The following is a 15,268-nucleotide window of genomic DNA, read 5'->3' as shown; positions in this document are numbered from 1 at the left end:
CGCACACAAAGCCCCTATTTTCTATCTGAACGATCTAAAATAACTACTCCCACTAAATCTTTAGGTTTGTCATTGAGCGAGCTTTTCACTACCCCGACTGCTTTTAAAAATTGAACGTACTCGTCTTTATGAACAATTAAACAGCCCACGGATGTTGGCTTGCCTGGAGTATCGGTGTTGTATCCCTTATGAACGTTAATCCCGGTAGCCATACCCTCTTTTTTATTTTTCCCATAGGTCGCGGGCACTTTAGCGCCATTTCGAACACGTAAGGCTGGATATTGACCTGCGTGATACCCGCCAATAAATTCATACACACCTTCCTTAGTGGTTGCGACTTCTGCATCATTCCCATCATCAGGCAAGGTGCTTGCGTTTACGCTGGTATATTTAATCTCACCATGGATTACTACAATGACAATGGCACCGAATCTTCCGTTTTTATGATGAACTGCCTGTGGCTGGCTGTATGAACCGTCGCCTTCAAAGAAAAATACTAGCGGCGCACTGCTATTTTTAGCCAGCATTTTTTTGATCTCACCATTATCCGTATACTCGTTGATCCTATACATTGCCCTTGCTTGATTTCCGCCATAATTCTTTTGCTTGACATAGGCATCAATTTTTGTTTTGGCCACGATATATTTGCCGTTATCAGTTACATTCCCCGGTGCCGGCTTGGCAGGCGGGGTCCCTCCTTGCGGACTTGGCTTCGCAGCAGGCACATTTCCGCCCCCGCTCTTCTCCTGCGGCTTCGGCCAAGGCAGAATCCCGTGGGACACCTGATATGCATAAGCTTCCAGCAGCTCCTTCGTATGAACCTTCCCGGCGAGGCCATACTTGACGGAAAAATCATACAGTGCATTGTTCAACGAGGAATCCCATTCATCCTTCACATCCAGATTATATTTAAAATCGTTCGGGAATTTCTTGGCCAACAGGTTCAAGCTCTCCCGCGCCACGCGATGGCTAACCCCGTATTTGCTCCTGATCTCGTCGGCGGATTTGGAGATTGATGCCGGGTCCTCCGTTGTCAGCTTGTTTTTGGCGTCAGCGTATCGCCGCGTCAATTCCTCCAGCCGGTTCGCATCCTTGTAAGACTCCGCAGAGCTGTTTCGGATCAAGGCAATCATCTGCACCTTGTCCCTGAGAGAATTAGCAGCTCCATGGTAATAATCCTGCTCCGCTTTATTGCCCGCCGCATGCGCTTCATACCACTTCTCGGTATTCTCGTTCATCTGCTCCTGCGCCCATGACGGCATCGCATGGATCTCGTCGATCTTGTCGCGGATCTTCTTCGCGTTCGCGGCCGCTGCCTTCATGCCCTTCTCGTCGCCGGCCGCCTTGGCGCGGTAGTAATCGGCTTTGTACTTGAGCAGCAGGGGCTGCGCCCAGCCCGGGTAGTTACTGCCGCCGTTCATCTCTTTCTGCAGCGATGCATAAGCCGCAACCTCTTCGTCGGGAAGCGGTGCCGTCAGGACACGCGAACCTTTGATATGATTTTCCCCGTCCAAGCGAATATGGCTTGTCTTGGATGATACGCTTATTTCTTTCGCTGCCGTAATTTCAAGTTGCTTGCCGTGCATGACCAGATCTTCGCCCGCTGTGAAAACCATGCTGCCTTTGCTGTACAATTCGACGCCCGTCTCTTCGTTCAGCTTGACGAAGAAGTTGTCCCCCTTCGAGGTCATCACCGTTTCTTTCGGAGCAAAACGCGCCTCCTTGCTTCCTCTGGTACGCAGCCGCTTCGTATGAGGGTCGCTGATCTTGTCGCCGCCGCGGATATGTTTTCTCAAGGAATGACTGACGACCGCGCCTTTTTCTTCGCGGGACGGAAAATAGAGGTGAACCACATCGCCAAGCTCGGGCATGCAGTGCCAACCGACTCCGTTGTCGCTGGTATAGTAGGTAGGATAAGGAAACCAACAGGCGGTATCTTGGCTCTGCTTCGGATCGATATTCAGATGCACCCGGACATTTTCGTCCTTCACCTCGATTACTTTTCCTTCCAGAGAGGTTCCGGATAGGTGCGGGTTGAAAGCATGGCTTCGCTGCAGACCGGATTCGGGGACTAATACATAGTCGTACTTCAACACTTGACGCTTGATGCTCGCAGTAGCCCGCTCGATCACCAAAGCTTTGTTTCGGAACAGAACGACATCCCCGATTTCGAAGTATTGATCCGATTCCACTTCGTAATACAAGAATTCCCGTTCGTCCGTTTCTCCCCAGTCGCCGTTCGCAATCGCCTTGCCCGATTCCGCGGCATGTCTTCCCGTTAAATAATTGCTTCCCTTTAAAGTGCCTTTGAGTTCCCTCCGAGAAATGCCGAACCAGAATCTGGGTTTGTCCGAGGTGATGTCCGCCACCAAGCCCGTATAAAATCGGGAAGCCATTCTCCTCAAAAACTGCCAATCCGTTTCACGATACTGGAGCGTAAACTCGTCCAAGGTCCGGCTACCGGCGGCCAAGTCGATAAAATCCGATTGCGCATACCCCCCGATCACTTCGCGAATCAATTCCGTGTAAGTCATATCGCGATTTTGAAAAGAACGGCTTCGGATAGCCTTGTCCATTTGATAGGAGTGGGACAAGCCTTTCACGATCATATGATAGTTGCCGCTGCTGAACCTGATTTCAAGCTCGGTTACCGTTCCTTTGAACAGACAGCGGACTTCTTCCTCTCCGTCCATCTGAAATACTTCGATATGCTCTCTGAATTGAGCCAGATCCGGATATTTCTTTTGATGGTCGTCCGATACGACAGCTTTAAGATACACTTCTCCATGACCGCCGACCTTCTTGACGAGCTTAAAATCCAGCAGCGCTACGACATCGTAAGGCGCCGTTATTTTCAAATCGCCGTACGTCACGGCGCTCATCTGCATGACCAAGCGAATGCCCCCTCTCGAATCCCCTCAGTAGCCTATTGGCCGTCGTTCACAATTGTAATTTTTCCGCACCACATGCACAGATTGGTAGAACAGTTCAAAAGCGCAGGGGAATGATCTACCAGCACATCCGTTTTTCCATCCAGCCAAGGCATCGTAATGACCGGTTTACACGGCATTTTTTTGAGCTGCCCTTGATTGGCGGCCGTCGCGGAGGCGACTTCGGGATTGGACAGACTGCTGCACAAGCCAAAAGCAGGGATGTTGATCTCAGGCTTGAAATCCTGCACATTTCCCTGCAGCTGATCGCTGATCGCTATTTTTCGTCCCGCCGGCGTTTTAAAATTCGCATTCGTGCTGCCATAGCTGCATTTAAGGGAAGCGCCTTCCACCACATAACTTGAACTCATATTTAAAACCTCCTCATGTCGATTGTTTTCAACCGGATTCCTTTCGGATTATACCGGAGGATGCTTTCCGCCACATCCAGATCGACTACGATGAAATCTGCCATGCTATCGGAGATTTTGAATATTTTGTAATGTCCGACTTTCCTCCGATCAAGAACAGGCGTTTTGAGCGAACCATTCTTATGCCATTCGCTCTCCTCCGACAGACACGCAAGCGTATCCGGCACTGCTATCCAATAGAGCGTCTGTTTCATTTGCTTGATATCCGCAAGAACGACAAGCTTGTAATAAATATGAGGCTGATACCGGTCAAAAATCGTCTTCAAGGAGTCGGATAGAAGCGGAACGGGCCTTTCGATGAAATCGATATATTCGCCTTTCCCTTGGGTATAAAACTGTAAAATCATATGCTCCAGTGCGGCGCGGCCATCTTCGTCCCGCAGCAAACGCTGGTCCACGCTTTTGGCGATCCCGGCCGGTTCCTCGAACTCGGTTATACGTTCATCCTGAGCTAAGATATAATATTCCATGGTAAACTTTACCTGACCTCAACAACAGAGGCTTTCCTCCTATACAGATTCTTCGCTGTATACGACTTCGCTGATGCCTTTGTGTTCCCCCACCCGGACTTCCAAGCCCGGCTCGCACGCCATGTCCTGATACTCCTTCAGCCGGATTGCCCCGGGCATCGCATAGCTGGCCATATCGACCACCAATCGGTTGAATGCCCCCGCTGCCTCTAGCTTGATTCGTTCAATATCGGGCTTGATAATTTTGCCCATGTACTTTTTTCCGAGCTGCTCCAGTTCGTCTTCCAGCGCGTCCAAATATTTAAAGACCCATTCCGAATCGTACGTTCCTCGGCACGGATATGTATCGAAATACCAATCCTTGTCGAACGCCTCAACAACATGCTCGTGCTTTCTTTCCATTAGATAAGTGCGTCTCATGGAATAATTGATATACCCGATCTTTGCTTTTTTCCCCGCAGACTGCATTTCTTTAATATTCAGACAAATACGGCGAAAAGACTCAATAAAATCCTTCGCCAGCTCGTCTTTGCGGGAACGGTATTCTTCCTCCGCTTTTTCGATGTACTCCTTCTGCTTGTCCTTGACGTAGGTTTCCCAAAAATGCTTCAAGGCCTCTTGTCTGGTCATATCAAGTACCTTTCCACTTCAAGATTGGTTTTGTTCCTCTTAACGCAACATAGAATGTATGTTCCTTCCATTTTAGCACGATCCCAATTCCTTATTCTGTTTGGTTTGACTCATTATTTGAAAAAGCTGCTGTTCATGTAAGATCTCGCAGATACAAAAAGCACCGATGTTCACTGATAAATATTAATTCCACATTACATCGAAAAATGCGGGGCCGTTTTCAAAGTTCGAGTATTTTTCTGCTGTGGCTATTTCGGAGATTGTGGTCATTTACCGCGTTCTTTTATTATTTTGTTAAATTCGTCTTGCAGTTCTTTATCTTTCGAATCGCTGCTTGCTTTTAAGCTCTTATAGAATCGTTGATCATACTCGTCAGTTAGTTCAATAAAGTTCAGATAACCGTCTACTGAATCATAGTATTTAAAGTATTGATCTAAATCTTTCTTAAAAATCGGGTTACTATCGTCATAAGGTAGCCCTGTTTGAAGTGAACGAGCAATCACCATGCCCTCTCTTCTTGACAATTCCCGATAAAAGCCCGTGTGATATTGATATACTTCATATTGGACGGGAGACATCACGAGAATCTTCGCAAGCATTGTATCTTCAACGTTTGGCTCCATAGCTTTATACATGAAATCAATGCCATCGGTTGTATCACGTGTATAAACCCGGTCCGACCAATCCAAGGGAAATCCGAAGCGCACGCCCAGCTTTTCGTTTGAAATAACATGGTGATTGATGATAGCGGATTTTTCAGGACCTTTATGCTGGGGTCCGTCCCTATGGACTGCGACAGATGCGTTGTCTGCATGTATACTTTCGCCAAAATCCTGACTTTTACACGCCGAAAGAATAAGTGTGAGAAGGAGGATCGCAAATCCGCACCTCTTCAATCCGCCCCCTCCTATCTTGAAGCTTTCGCGGGGTTATTATAGAACATCGGAAACGAAGATAGCATGAGACTCCTTCTGCGAGGATACAGACCGTAAACAAGTCAAATTTTTCCGCTCATGGTTTGAAAAATCACGGAAAGCCCTTAATCGTTAAGGGCTTGTCCTATGTAGAACTGCAGTGACTCCGATCACCGGCTCAACCCGATCATCGTATTATACGAATCGACCACAGCCGAAACGCGCTTGTCGAAGTTTTTCAGCGGCATGTTCTTTCCGCCTGTCGTCACTTTCCCTTTCATATCGCTGCTGATCGTCGTATCCTTGGTCCGCAAAATCTCCATCAGATCGGTGGCAGACGTCTTCACCCGCTGGATGCTGTCGGTAAATACGGGAACGATCTGCACCTTTTCTTTTTTCAGCCTTTCCTTATCCTTCGAAAGCTCCGTAAACTTATCGATATCTTCCGTCAGCAGCTTGTACAGCTCGGCGTATTGGTTCGCGTCGAAATCCAGCACATTGTCGTCGGTCACCCCGGCTTTATCAAACGCCTTCTGGATATCTTGCGCCCGGTTGACGATGCTCATCGCATGGTAGCGGACCAACTGATCGCTTTTCTTGAGCTCCTCCAAATCTTCTTTCTTCCTTTGCTCCGTGATGACGGCAAAATCGGCAAAAAACTTGTCGGCTAAATCCGACACTTCGTTAAACTGCACAAGCAATTTCTTGTGCAGCTCCTTGCCTTTGGCGAACTCGTCTTCGGCATATGCTTTGTTCTGATAGTACGTCTGCATCTCGCCCGTCGTTTCCATCAGCTCCTTCAGCTTGGGAGCCAACGCCTTAACCGATTCGTCCGCAGCCTGATAAGAAGGCTCCTTCGAGGCGAACGCCAGCGCTTTATCCACATCGTCCTTATGCCCTTGCAGCACCGGAATCGTATTGAAGCCGGTAAAGTTTTTACGGATGCGAATTTCTTCCTCCCCGCCAAACTCTTGGAAATACATTTCGAACGTCTTGTCCAGCCTCTGGGTCAAGTAGTTGCTTAAAGCGATATACGTATTATATTTTGCCGTGTCCTGCGCTTGATTCGATTCTTGCTTCGCTTGGGTGGTTTGTTCTTTTACCTTCTCCGCGATTTTGCCGATGGAGCCGCAGCCGCTAAGGGATACGCAGACCGCCACACTAAGCGATAGAATCGTTAAACGTTTATTCATGATTCGCAAATTCCTCTCACTGTATGAATTTCTGGTTGTACTCTTACCACTACGCTTGCTACTCCACAATCATCCGTCGCGGACCGCCCGGCCTCAGATCCGGCCCTCTGCGGTTTCCGCCTTGGACGTCATCCAATATACGTCCCAAATATTTGTGAATTTGCCCGTTGTCGTACGGCTTATAGCCCATGCCAAGCCGGGTCCCGATATAATGCAGGATCAGCTCGCGGTCCACGGCTTCCTGGCTCATGCACTGCATCGCAAAAGCGATATCGTACGAGTTCGTGCTGCCCCGGCTGAGCAGTTGGCCGGCAAAATACCGCATCAACGCGGGGTGAACGCTGCGCTGCCCGACGCCCGCATAGGCGGCGTGGATCATGTTCCACGTATTGAACTCGGTGGCAAAGTCCGCGAAGCTCTGGTACTCCGACCGCAGCTTCGCGCCCTCCTTCAGCTTGAACCGTCCGAGTTCCAGCTCGCTGCCGCCGGCGGCCTCCTCGTCCAGGACGAGCTCCGCGTCGTACACCGTATAATCGCTTTGCTCCTCCGCTGCGTGAAAGCGGATTTTGAGCACGGTCTCCTTGCCGGTCGCAGAGTAAGGCACCTGCTGCTCCTCCTCCAGCGTATACAGCCGGCCGCCGTGCTTGACAATCCCGCAGCCGACCACAAGCTGTTCCGCTTCCACTCTAACGTCGGTCCCCGCCACGATACCGTCCGAATAGGGCTGAAAATACAGGTTCGCGAGCTGCCTCGGATAATCCCTCAGGCTCTCCAGCATCTCCCGCTTCAGAATCCGGCCTTTATGAAAATTCGGATATATATTGGAGAACATCCGCTACCTCCTATTTCCAGCCGTCAAAGAAATCAAGCTCCGACAGATCGTTTTCGAATGCAAAAAAACGCTTGCTTCCCAAGTACAGCTGCTCGTCCTCCCGCGCAACCGGCACCACATGGAAGCCCCACTCGTTGTCCTCCGCGAACACGAAAAACTTGACCTCGCCGTTCTGGATGGAGTCCGTGTCGTCCTGCGGGATCTTAGCCCCGTACCGTCCGGCGATGTCCTCATAGCGGATCGGCTCGAAGCTTCCCGGTTCGTTGGCATACGCATACTTGTGACGCACGGCACCGTCGCTTCCTTTCAAGAAGAGCTCCACCTCCTTGACCTCGAACGGCCGGGAAATGGACCCCTGCACCTGATTCAGCCTTTCCTGGCTGCTGATCAAGAGCTTTTCCTGCCGGCTGTGGGTGAAGGCGCTGACTGTATAAGGGACGACCGGCGCGTGATTCGTAATATAGGCCTCGATCGTGCCCGCCTTCCTCGCGCTGAGATAACGGATCGCCCCCCGCAGGCAGGCCAGCTTCAGCTCCGGAACGCTGTCGCTTTCCTCGGTTTTTTGCCGGAATTCGATGCTGCGTCCGGGGACGAATTCCTTCAGCGCTTCACGGAAGCTGTCGATGCGGCACGATTGGCCGGTCAGCTTGATGATGGAATATTCCTGCAGCCGCCCGTCCTGGTAAAAGTCTTCCAGGAACTTGCGCACGATGTCGTAAATATCCGCTTTGATCAACTGGTTGATCTCGTTAATATTGAACACGACGCGGGGGAATTCGTAGATATCTTTCATGCGGCCGTTCTCGTAGGCGGATAGGCACCAGCGGTCCACCGCCGTTATTTTCAGGTCCTGCTCCTGCCGGTCTCCGGTCTGCGAATCGAACCGGTTGCGCAGAATGCCCGTCTTGCGGAAAAATTCTTTCTTCATGCTGTCGGCGATTTCCCACAAAAAGTAATAATTGCTTTTTACTCGCAGGTATTCTTCCCGCGTCCGGTTTTCGTAATCCTTAAACCGGGTCGGAATGATATGTTCCGCCTCGCGGTAGCGCGCTTCAAACCGTTCGTAAACCGATTCGACGCCGAATTCGTCCACGTGCCGGAACAGGTCGGGGCCAGGAATGCCGATCAAGCTGTCGATATCCGGCACGCTGCCGCCCTTGGTGTAATAGTCGGCAAAGACGATTTTCATAAACTGCAAAATCCGGTATGTAATGTTGTTGCCGCCAAAATTGGTATCGCCATTCTCGTAGGCCGTATGAATATCCAGCTTGTAGGAGATGTGGCCGTCCTCGATCCGAAACCGGCACGAAGACAAATCTGTCGTTCCTCCGCCGCAGTCGATGACAAGTGCGTTATAGGTCTCGCCGTCCGCAAACGTATTTTTCTCGATCTGATCGGCAATCGTATTGAACAGCACGGCCATCCCTTCGTCCAGCGCGTCGTCCGATTCGATGCGGTAATCCGGCAGCAGCTCCGCGAACATTTCGGCGAACTGCGTCTTCAGCTTCACGGGGCTGGAAATGTGCAACTTGCGGAAGCGGCACTTGAATTGATGCTCCGCCGTTTCGATTACGTGAAGCAGATAGGCACGCAAAATATCGTTTCTGCGGACGACCGCCGTATTCCCTTGCCCGTCCACGATTTCTTCGGGAAGCTTATACCGGTTAACCCAGCGCTTGATGCCGTGAAAGACGGTAGCATGGCCCGTGTATCCGTTCTTCTTCATGAATTTCATGGCTTCATGGCCAAAATAATAGTTCACCTGCTGCGTATCCGAGCAGTCTGCTACGGCGACAATCGTCGGCAGCAGCTCGATCCACTCCTCCCGTTTGCCGCCGGCCACCGGGAATTTCACCAGATTGATGCTATTCAGCCGAAGCGTCCCGTTCAACAAATCATGGCGAGAGGGATTGGAAATGTAGCTGCTGTCCAAATAGGCGCCCGCCGTTGTGTTGGACGTTCCGAAATCGATAGCCAGCACCGCGTCGGTATCTTCCAAGTCCCGGATTTCCAGCTCCGGAATCGGAATTCGCCAGTAGTGCAAATTCGTGGGCGGCAGCGGCCTGCTACGGGTGTAGGTCTGGTATACATATTCCGAATCCTGCTTGCGGAAGAGCAGGAAGCTGTAATTTTTGTTCGAGGTGCGGCGAAACGACATTTCATTAGAAGCGGTCAGGCAGTACATGCCCGGGTCCGGCCCGTCCTTGACCAGATTCATAATGCCGCACAGCTCCATATGATCGTTGACGAGCAGCACGTTCGATTCGGTGACGGTGCCCGGAGCTTTGACCCGGTATTGGTCGAGTTTATCTACCTTTAGTCCGTCGTACAGCGTCACCTTCGCCGGAATTTGAATGCTGCCGTCATCCGGCAGTGGCGTATTCAAATACCGAGCGATCGCCGCCTCCACGCGCTCCCATCCGTGCTCGTCGTAGCTCTGGATCAGCAAGCTTTGCTCCGCGCTGCGGTATTTCAGAATCGTGCGGATGAGCGCTTCGCGGTCGAGCGGTCCCGAGAGCCCTTCGACCAGCTTTTCCTTATGGCAGATGCTCCGCAATTGCAGCGTCGTCATCTCCGACAGCTCATCCCTCGTGTACTTGACCTTGCTCGTCTCTTCCGTGCCGCCGTTCTTCGGCGAGTGCAGCTTATACGTTCTCATGTCTCCGCTCCTTTCGTAGAGGACCAAGTCCGGTGAATCATTTAGCGGGGAGAATCCGGGGACAAAGGCGAACGCTGACGCTTCTCCAGAACGATTCCGCTCACTCCGCTCGTATTCACCGAACTTATAAAATTAATACATCGCGATATGATCCACGCGCATCGTGTCCTCAACGTCCACAATGCCGAAATGATTATCCCAATACGTCTCCGTATGAAAACGCACGGGCAGAAACAGGTCCTTGATCAGTTCCAGCTTCGCCCGTGTGATCTCATTCTCCCGCTGTCCCACATAGAACAACAGTTCGTCCTTTTCCTCGCAGTTCGCGTAAATCGTCGAGTGCTTGAACAATTTGCGCATCGTATCCTTCAGCAGATACACCGCTTCCCCCGTCTCGTACAGCCGCAGCAGATTGCAGGCCACGACTTCCCGCTCCTCCCGGTTCAGCAGCTTCAGCCGGTCCCGGACGCCGTCGCCGAACAGCCCCGCTTCCATATCCCGGAGCACGAACCGGATATAAAATTCCCGCTTGTTCATGCCCTGCATGAGGTCGATATCGGTCAAGAAATGCATCGCAAGATCGAACAGTGTGCGCCGGAATTCCGAATCCTCATGATTGTTAATATCGAACAGATCGCGGAAAATATCGTAAAACCGGTAATACGGATTCACTTCGACCGTACGCTCTTCGACGGTGCGGGCATTCAGCGTTTCGGTGCTCAGCTCCATATAAGGCGAGTATACTTTGGCGGGGGCAAAATAAAGGTCATCCTTCGGCGTGCCCGCGTCCGCAGCCCGAATGACCAGATCCCATACGTAATTCAAGCCCATTCCCCTTCGCAGACGTATTCTGGAAAATACATTTGGATCTCCGAAACGACGAAGCTCATCAAATCCTGCAAAATAAAGCTCCCGCTCCTGCGGGCTCTAAAGCGGAGCCGCATTCGTTTTTTGTCGTTCTCCACCCTCACGTTGTCGCTGATGAACGGGTTCATCCCGTAAGTGACTTCCTTTCCGTCCGCCTCGTCCATAATCTCGACCTGCACCAGCTCAAGATCGTCTGAAGCCTCAAAAGAACCCGCGATCCGCGCGATCTCGCCCTTCGCCCGGACGACGACCGGATGCTTGCGGGAGAAGCGGCCGGTGAAGCTGCTTTTCCGCTTGTTCGAAACGAGCTCGTAAGCCAGCCGGCCAAGCTTCGTCGGTGTCGGCTGCGTAATTTTCAGCACGTTCCAGTTCCCGGATTTGTCCTGCGGGGACACGATGGTCAGCTCCTCCGGCATCCTCTTGATATACCGGATCAGCGCCTCGTCCCCGTCGACCAAATAGCCGTGCTGCGTCCCCGTTTTGCGCAAGGAAAGCACATGCTCGAAATTAATCCGGTCGGCAGCGGGCACCGGAAAGCCTACGTTTTTGAGCTCCAAGCGCTCGATGTTCCACATCGGCACCATGTCCAGCTTTTTGTACGCTTCGAACTCCTCAAGGTAGATTCGGATCTCTAGCAGCTCTTCCTCCGGACCCGAAGGCTGCTCCCCGCCGGTCCACAGCACGTCGAAAAACTTACCCGCGTACGGATGATTCACCGTTTTCCACGGCACATTGTTTTTTTGGAAAATAAAATAGAGCTTTTCCAGCTCGCTAATATACGTCAAGTTTTGCCGCAGACGCACCTGAATAGCCCGGGTGCCTCCGGTAGTAACGATTTCTCCCCGGAACGTGCGCTTGCCACGAAGCAGCTCCTTCAACTTGGAGTAATCGCATTGTAAAAACAACGTCATCAGCAGCGCCTCTTCCCCGCGCTGCATTTGTTCCGTCACGCTTCGCAGGTCGCACGTTTTCGGCTCGGTGTCGGCGGCGAGCATCGGGTACAGAAACTCGTGAATCGGATCGATCTCTTCCCGGGCACATAAGGTTACATAGATGTCGTCCCGATCCTCCTGGTCCTCCACCTCGTTAAACACGCGCTCCTCCAGCTTGCGGTTCAAGTCCTCCTGATACTCCACCAGGTTCAAAAAGACGCCCGTCACAATCTGCTTCAAAAGCTTACGCTGTTCGAGATCCTCCATTCGGCTCAGCCTGTCCAGCAAGATGTCTTTCATGGGAACTCACTTGCCTCCTCCCTCGGTCTTCTCGGCCTGGCCGCCGCTGGCCGCCGCTTTGGCTCCGCCTTGACCGGCAGCCCCTTGGTTTGCCGCCCCCGCTTCGCCTGCGCCTTGAGCTGCCGGAGCGCGTCCACCGGCCCCCGCAGCCCCATCGGCTCCGGCCGGCAGGGGCGGCTGCGGAGGCGGATTCAGCTTCTCCTGCGCCTTCGTAATTTTCCGCTCGACGCCGAGCACCTTCTCCAGCATGTTGATTTCCTGATAGATCTCCTGCGCCATCGCGTAGGAGGTCACAGCCTGCTCGTAAGCCTGCGCCGTATAGCTCTGGTCGCCCTTCTTCTCCAGCTTGTCGGCGTCCAGCTGCTTCTTCTCCTTAAACACGCCGGCGATCTTTGCGTCCGCCGCTTCCAGCTTCGACGACAGCTCCTTTTCCCCGCTTGCAAAATCGGCCTGCTGCGCTTCCTTTTTCGCTTTCGCGTAGGTTTCCTTGGCGCCTTCGTAATCCTGCGCTTGCAGCTTCTGATCCCCCTGCTTCATCAGCTCCGTAATTTGCTGATAGGTGCGGGCTTTGGCAATTTTGCTCTCGATATCCTTCTCATCGTATACGCTTTGCTGCTTCGCTTCCTTCTGCGCCTTCTCGTAGCTGTCGAGCGCCTTGGCATAATTTCCGTCTTTGAAGGAGCCGTCACCGTCTACGATGAGCTGCGCCGTCTTTTGCTTTTTGCCGATGAGCCGCATATGGACGACGTCGCTCACCTTGATCGCCGCATTGCGCGCTTCGCTGTACTCCTTGACCGCGCCCGGATAATCCTTCTCCTGAACCGCCTCGTCGCCGCTTTTTTCACGCTCGAGAATGGCGGCCGCCGCCTCCACTTTGGCCTTGGCGGTCTTGTATGTATATAAATAGGCTCCTCCTCCCAGCAGCAGGAGAGGAATCAGCACCAGGGCGATCCTTTTTATGATTTTCCATTTTTTCTTCGGGTCTTCCTTGAACACTTTGTTCACATAAACGGCCGCAGCCGTGTAATTCGGCACTTGCTTGTTCTGTCGGCTGAGCAGTACATCCTCCAGCGTATCGACAAGCTCCGCCGGCTCCTTGACCTCTTCCAGCGCATCCAGCATCTCCGCGCCGTCTACGTTCTCCCATAAGCCCGGCGTACAGAGCAGCAGGACATCGCCTTCGGACAGCACCGTCTTCTTGGAAACGAACGGCTCGAAAGCGCCCGGCTTCCCCATATACCACAGCAGATTGTGCCGTTCCTCGTGCTTGTCCAGCCGATCCTCGGACAGCTCCCCCGCATCGGCCATCGACCGCGACAAGCTCTGATCCTTGCTTTTCATATGCAATCTTCCATTGCGAAATTGATACAGCCGGGTGTTCCCGGATACCGCCCACACCATCCGGGTGTAGTCCGTAGCGACCAGCGTCAGACTGACCTTACGCCGGACCCGGCGGCTTTCGATCTGCAGCAATTCGTGCGCTTCCCACAAATACCGTTTCAGCTTCCGGCGGGACAGCGTCGGCTTATCTAGAAAACTGCCTAGGACGCTCTTGACCGCCAGCTCGGCACTTTCTTTCTCCGTATCGGAATCGAGCCCTCGGGCAATCACATAGCAAGCTTTATCGTCCTGCTCCGTAAACGCAAAATAATCCTTGTTGCGGATAAACGTTCCCGCCTCGGATAGAAAGCTCGTTTTGAAATCGCTGTTTTCCTTACGCATCGGGTTCTACCAGCCTTTTTCCAAAATCACGACGGTCGCGTTGTCCTGGTGCGTGAGCTGCTTCCGCTCGATCGCTTCGATGATTTCCTGGGCGGCGTCGTAGGCCGAAATCGGCTTGGACAAAATGTCCTCCAGCTCCACTTCCGTGAGCGTATTGTACACGCCGTCGCTGCACAGGATGACTTTGTCCCTCTTTTGCAGCCGTACGGGCTCCGCACCGATCTCGATATTTTTGAAGCCTTCGTAGCCCAAATAGTTGACCAGATGGTTCTTCATCGGACTGTCCAGCGCTTCGTCCCGCGTAATTTCCCCGGATACAAAGCGTTCCTCCAGCACCGACTCCAGAATGTGCTTCTGATTGACGTCAATGAAGTCCCCGTTCCGGAAAATTTTGATGAGGCTGTCCCCCACCGCTCCCCAGTGAAGGTTGCCGTCTTCCACCACCACGGCGACCAGCGTCGTTCCGCCCTGCGCCCCTTTCAGGGTATGCATGATTTCCGCATTGCTCGCTACAGCCGCAGTCGTGAAAAACTCGGGAAGCTCCCGAATATGCTCCAGCTTGAGAAACTGCTTGACGAACGTCGTCACGGCAGCCGTACTCGCTGCCCTGCCTCCCGACAGTCCGCTGATGCCGTCGGCCAGAACGGCGATCGTCCCGTGCGGGCTGACGAAGGTGGAGAAATAGTCGTCCTGCTCCTCGCGCGCCCCGATCGTCTGCCCGTTGCCGATCTCGATCTTCGGAACGGCGTTGTCCTGATGAAGCAGGCCTCTCCTGATGCGGAACAAAACCACAAGGGTGCAGACACAGGCCCAGACGATAACGTACGGCAACCATTCGTGTTGTTCCGGCATGCTCATCATTCCTTACCCGATTGATCTTGGTCCCACTCGAAATGCACTCCGCATAACGGAATGAACAGAAACTTGCTGTGTCCGAGCTGCACGACATCGTACGCGGTTAATTCGACCGGCGTATACACCGCTTCGTTGTTATGGTAAGCGAGCCCCGACGCATCGCCCGGCAGCAGGAAAAAGTTCCGCTTCTTCGGGTCGTACACGACGACCGCGTGATTCCGGCGGGAGATGGTATTGTCCCCGATGATCCGGATGTGCATATCCTCGGCCCGGCCGATGAAGTTCTTCTCCGCCATGATCCGGTAATCTTGTCCCTGCTGCGGTCCTTCGATGCATACAAGCCAGCCGGTGACCGGCTCGATGCCTTCGGACTCCCCCAAATAAGGCATCGTCTTTTCATCCTCCTGGACTCTTGCCGCTTTCTTGCTCTCGGCTTTGGAAGCCGGCTCCACGACCATGCTGCAATAGGGGCATACGCTGCCGTGCTTTCTCGTACTGAACATGTGTCCGTTGGCGCATCTTGTCAAACTCAT

The 15,268-nt window shown here is 52.7% G+C and carries 13 protein-coding genes; all 13 read right to left on the bottom strand.

Annotated features, from left to right (window positions below; translation table 11 throughout):
• Positions 1–14: 14 nt before the first annotated feature.
• On the bottom strand, positions 15–2,888 hold the full coding sequence (locus QMG93_RS09940) for a contractile injection system protein, VgrG/Pvc8 family (protein ID WP_281935941.1): 2,874 nt from the start codon (positions 2,886–2,888) through the stop codon (positions 15–17).
• 38 nt (positions 2,889–2,926) lie between these two features.
• Positions 2,927–3,301, bottom strand: a complete 375-nt coding sequence (locus QMG93_RS09935; protein ID WP_108531007.1) for a DUF4280 domain-containing protein — start codon at positions 3,299–3,301, stop codon at positions 2,927–2,929.
• 2 nt (positions 3,302–3,303) lie between these two features.
• Complete coding sequence (locus tag QMG93_RS09930) at positions 3,304–3,831, bottom strand: hypothetical protein (protein WP_281935884.1); 528 nt, start codon at positions 3,829–3,831, stop codon at positions 3,304–3,306.
• 39 nt (positions 3,832–3,870) lie between these two features.
• On the bottom strand, positions 3,871–4,461 hold the full coding sequence (locus tag QMG93_RS09925) for a hypothetical protein (protein ID WP_281935882.1): 591 nt from the start codon (positions 4,459–4,461) through the stop codon (positions 3,871–3,873).
• A 266-nt stretch (positions 4,462–4,727) separates the two neighbouring features.
• On the bottom strand, positions 4,728–5,357 hold the full coding sequence (locus QMG93_RS09920; protein WP_281935880.1) for a hypothetical protein: 630 nt from the start codon (positions 5,355–5,357) through the stop codon (positions 4,728–4,730).
• A 188-nt stretch (positions 5,358–5,545) separates the two neighbouring features.
• Complete coding sequence (locus tag QMG93_RS09915) at positions 5,546–6,568, bottom strand: YiiG family protein (protein ID WP_281935878.1); 1,023 nt, start codon at positions 6,566–6,568, stop codon at positions 5,546–5,548.
• Between the two features lie 58 nt (positions 6,569–6,626).
• Positions 6,627–7,400, bottom strand: a complete 774-nt coding sequence (locus QMG93_RS09910; protein ID WP_281935877.1) for a DNA and RNA helicase — start codon at positions 7,398–7,400, stop codon at positions 6,627–6,629.
• 10 nt (positions 7,401–7,410) lie between these two features.
• Positions 7,411–10,059: a molecular chaperone gene (locus tag QMG93_RS09905; RefSeq protein ID WP_281935875.1), complete on the bottom strand. Its 2,649-nt coding sequence runs from the start codon at positions 10,057–10,059 to the stop codon at positions 7,411–7,413.
• A gap of 132 nt (positions 10,060–10,191) precedes the next feature.
• The gene (locus QMG93_RS09900; RefSeq protein ID WP_281935873.1) at positions 10,192–10,890 is read right to left on the bottom strand and encodes an iron-dependent peroxidase; all 699 of its coding nucleotides are present in this window, start codon (positions 10,888–10,890) and stop codon (positions 10,192–10,194) included.
• Positions 10,881–12,158 (bottom strand): normocyte-binding protein, encoded by a 1,278-nt coding sequence (locus QMG93_RS09895; protein WP_281935871.1) that lies wholly within the window; start codon positions 12,156–12,158, stop codon positions 10,881–10,883. Before QMG93_RS09895 ends, QMG93_RS09900 begins: the two co-directional genes overlap by 10 nt.
• Before the next feature lie 6 nt (positions 12,159–12,164).
• On the bottom strand, positions 12,165–13,880 hold the full coding sequence (locus tag QMG93_RS09890) for a PP2C family protein-serine/threonine phosphatase (protein ID WP_281935869.1): 1,716 nt from the start codon (positions 13,878–13,880) through the stop codon (positions 12,165–12,167).
• 6 nt (positions 13,881–13,886) lie between these two features.
• Positions 13,887–14,738 carry a PP2C family protein-serine/threonine phosphatase gene (locus QMG93_RS09885; RefSeq protein WP_281935939.1) on the bottom strand — a complete coding sequence of 284 codons (852 nt, stop codon included), beginning with the start codon at positions 14,736–14,738 and terminating at the stop codon, positions 13,887–13,889.
• Positions 14,738–15,268 carry an FHA domain-containing protein gene (locus tag QMG93_RS09880; RefSeq protein ID WP_088829948.1) on the bottom strand — a complete coding sequence of 177 codons (531 nt, stop codon included), beginning with the start codon at positions 15,266–15,268 and terminating at the stop codon, positions 14,738–14,740. The genes QMG93_RS09885 and QMG93_RS09880 overlap by 1 nt, the downstream gene beginning before the upstream one ends.

Origin of the sequence: Paenibacillus tyrphae (genome assembly GCF_027925525.1) — a bacterium.
Classification (GTDB): Bacteria; Bacillota; Bacilli; order Paenibacillales; family NBRC-103111; genus Paenibacillus_G; species Paenibacillus_G tyrfis_B.
This window is presented reverse-complemented; position numbering and strand designations above follow the sequence as displayed.

Bases quoted from the DNA above. Each gene is read 5' to 3' on its own strand.
- QMG93_RS09940 (WP_281935941.1), bottom strand. From the start codon at position 2,888: ATGCAGATGAGCGCCGTGACGTACGGCGATTTGAAAATAACGGCGCCT.
- QMG93_RS09935 (WP_108531007.1), bottom strand. From the start codon at position 3,301: ATGAGTTCAAGTTATGTGGTGGAAGGCGCTTCCCTTAAATGCAGCTAT.
- QMG93_RS09930 (WP_281935884.1), bottom strand. From the start codon at position 3,831: ATGGAATATTATATCTTAGCTCAGGATGAACGTATAACCGAGTTCGAG.
- QMG93_RS09925 (WP_281935882.1), bottom strand. From the start codon at position 4,461: ATGACCAGACAAGAGGCCTTGAAGCATTTTTGGGAAACCTACGTCAAG.
- QMG93_RS09915 (WP_281935878.1), bottom strand. From the start codon at position 6,568: ATGAATAAACGTTTAACGATTCTATCGCTTAGTGTGGCGGTCTGCGTA.
- QMG93_RS09910 (WP_281935877.1), bottom strand. From the start codon at position 7,400: ATGTTCTCCAATATATATCCGAATTTTCATAAAGGCCGGATTCTGAAG.
- QMG93_RS09905 (WP_281935875.1), bottom strand. From the start codon at position 10,059: ATGAGAACGTATAAGCTGCACTCGCCGAAGAACGGCGGCACGGAAGAG.
- QMG93_RS09900 (WP_281935873.1), bottom strand. From the start codon at position 10,890: ATGGGCTTGAATTACGTATGGGATCTGGTCATTCGGGCTGCGGACGCG.
- QMG93_RS09895 (WP_281935871.1), bottom strand. From the start codon at position 12,158: ATGAAAGACATCTTGCTGGACAGGCTGAGCCGAATGGAGGATCTCGAA.
- QMG93_RS09890 (WP_281935869.1), bottom strand. From the start codon at position 13,880: ATGCGTAAGGAAAACAGCGATTTCAAAACGAGCTTTCTATCCGAGGCG.
- QMG93_RS09885 (WP_281935939.1), bottom strand. From the start codon at position 14,738: ATGAGCATGCCGGAACAACACGAATGGTTGCCGTACGTTATCGTCTGG.
- QMG93_RS09880 (WP_088829948.1), bottom strand. From the start codon at position 15,268: ATGAGTTTGACAAGATGCGCCAACGGACACATGTTCAGTACGAGAAAG.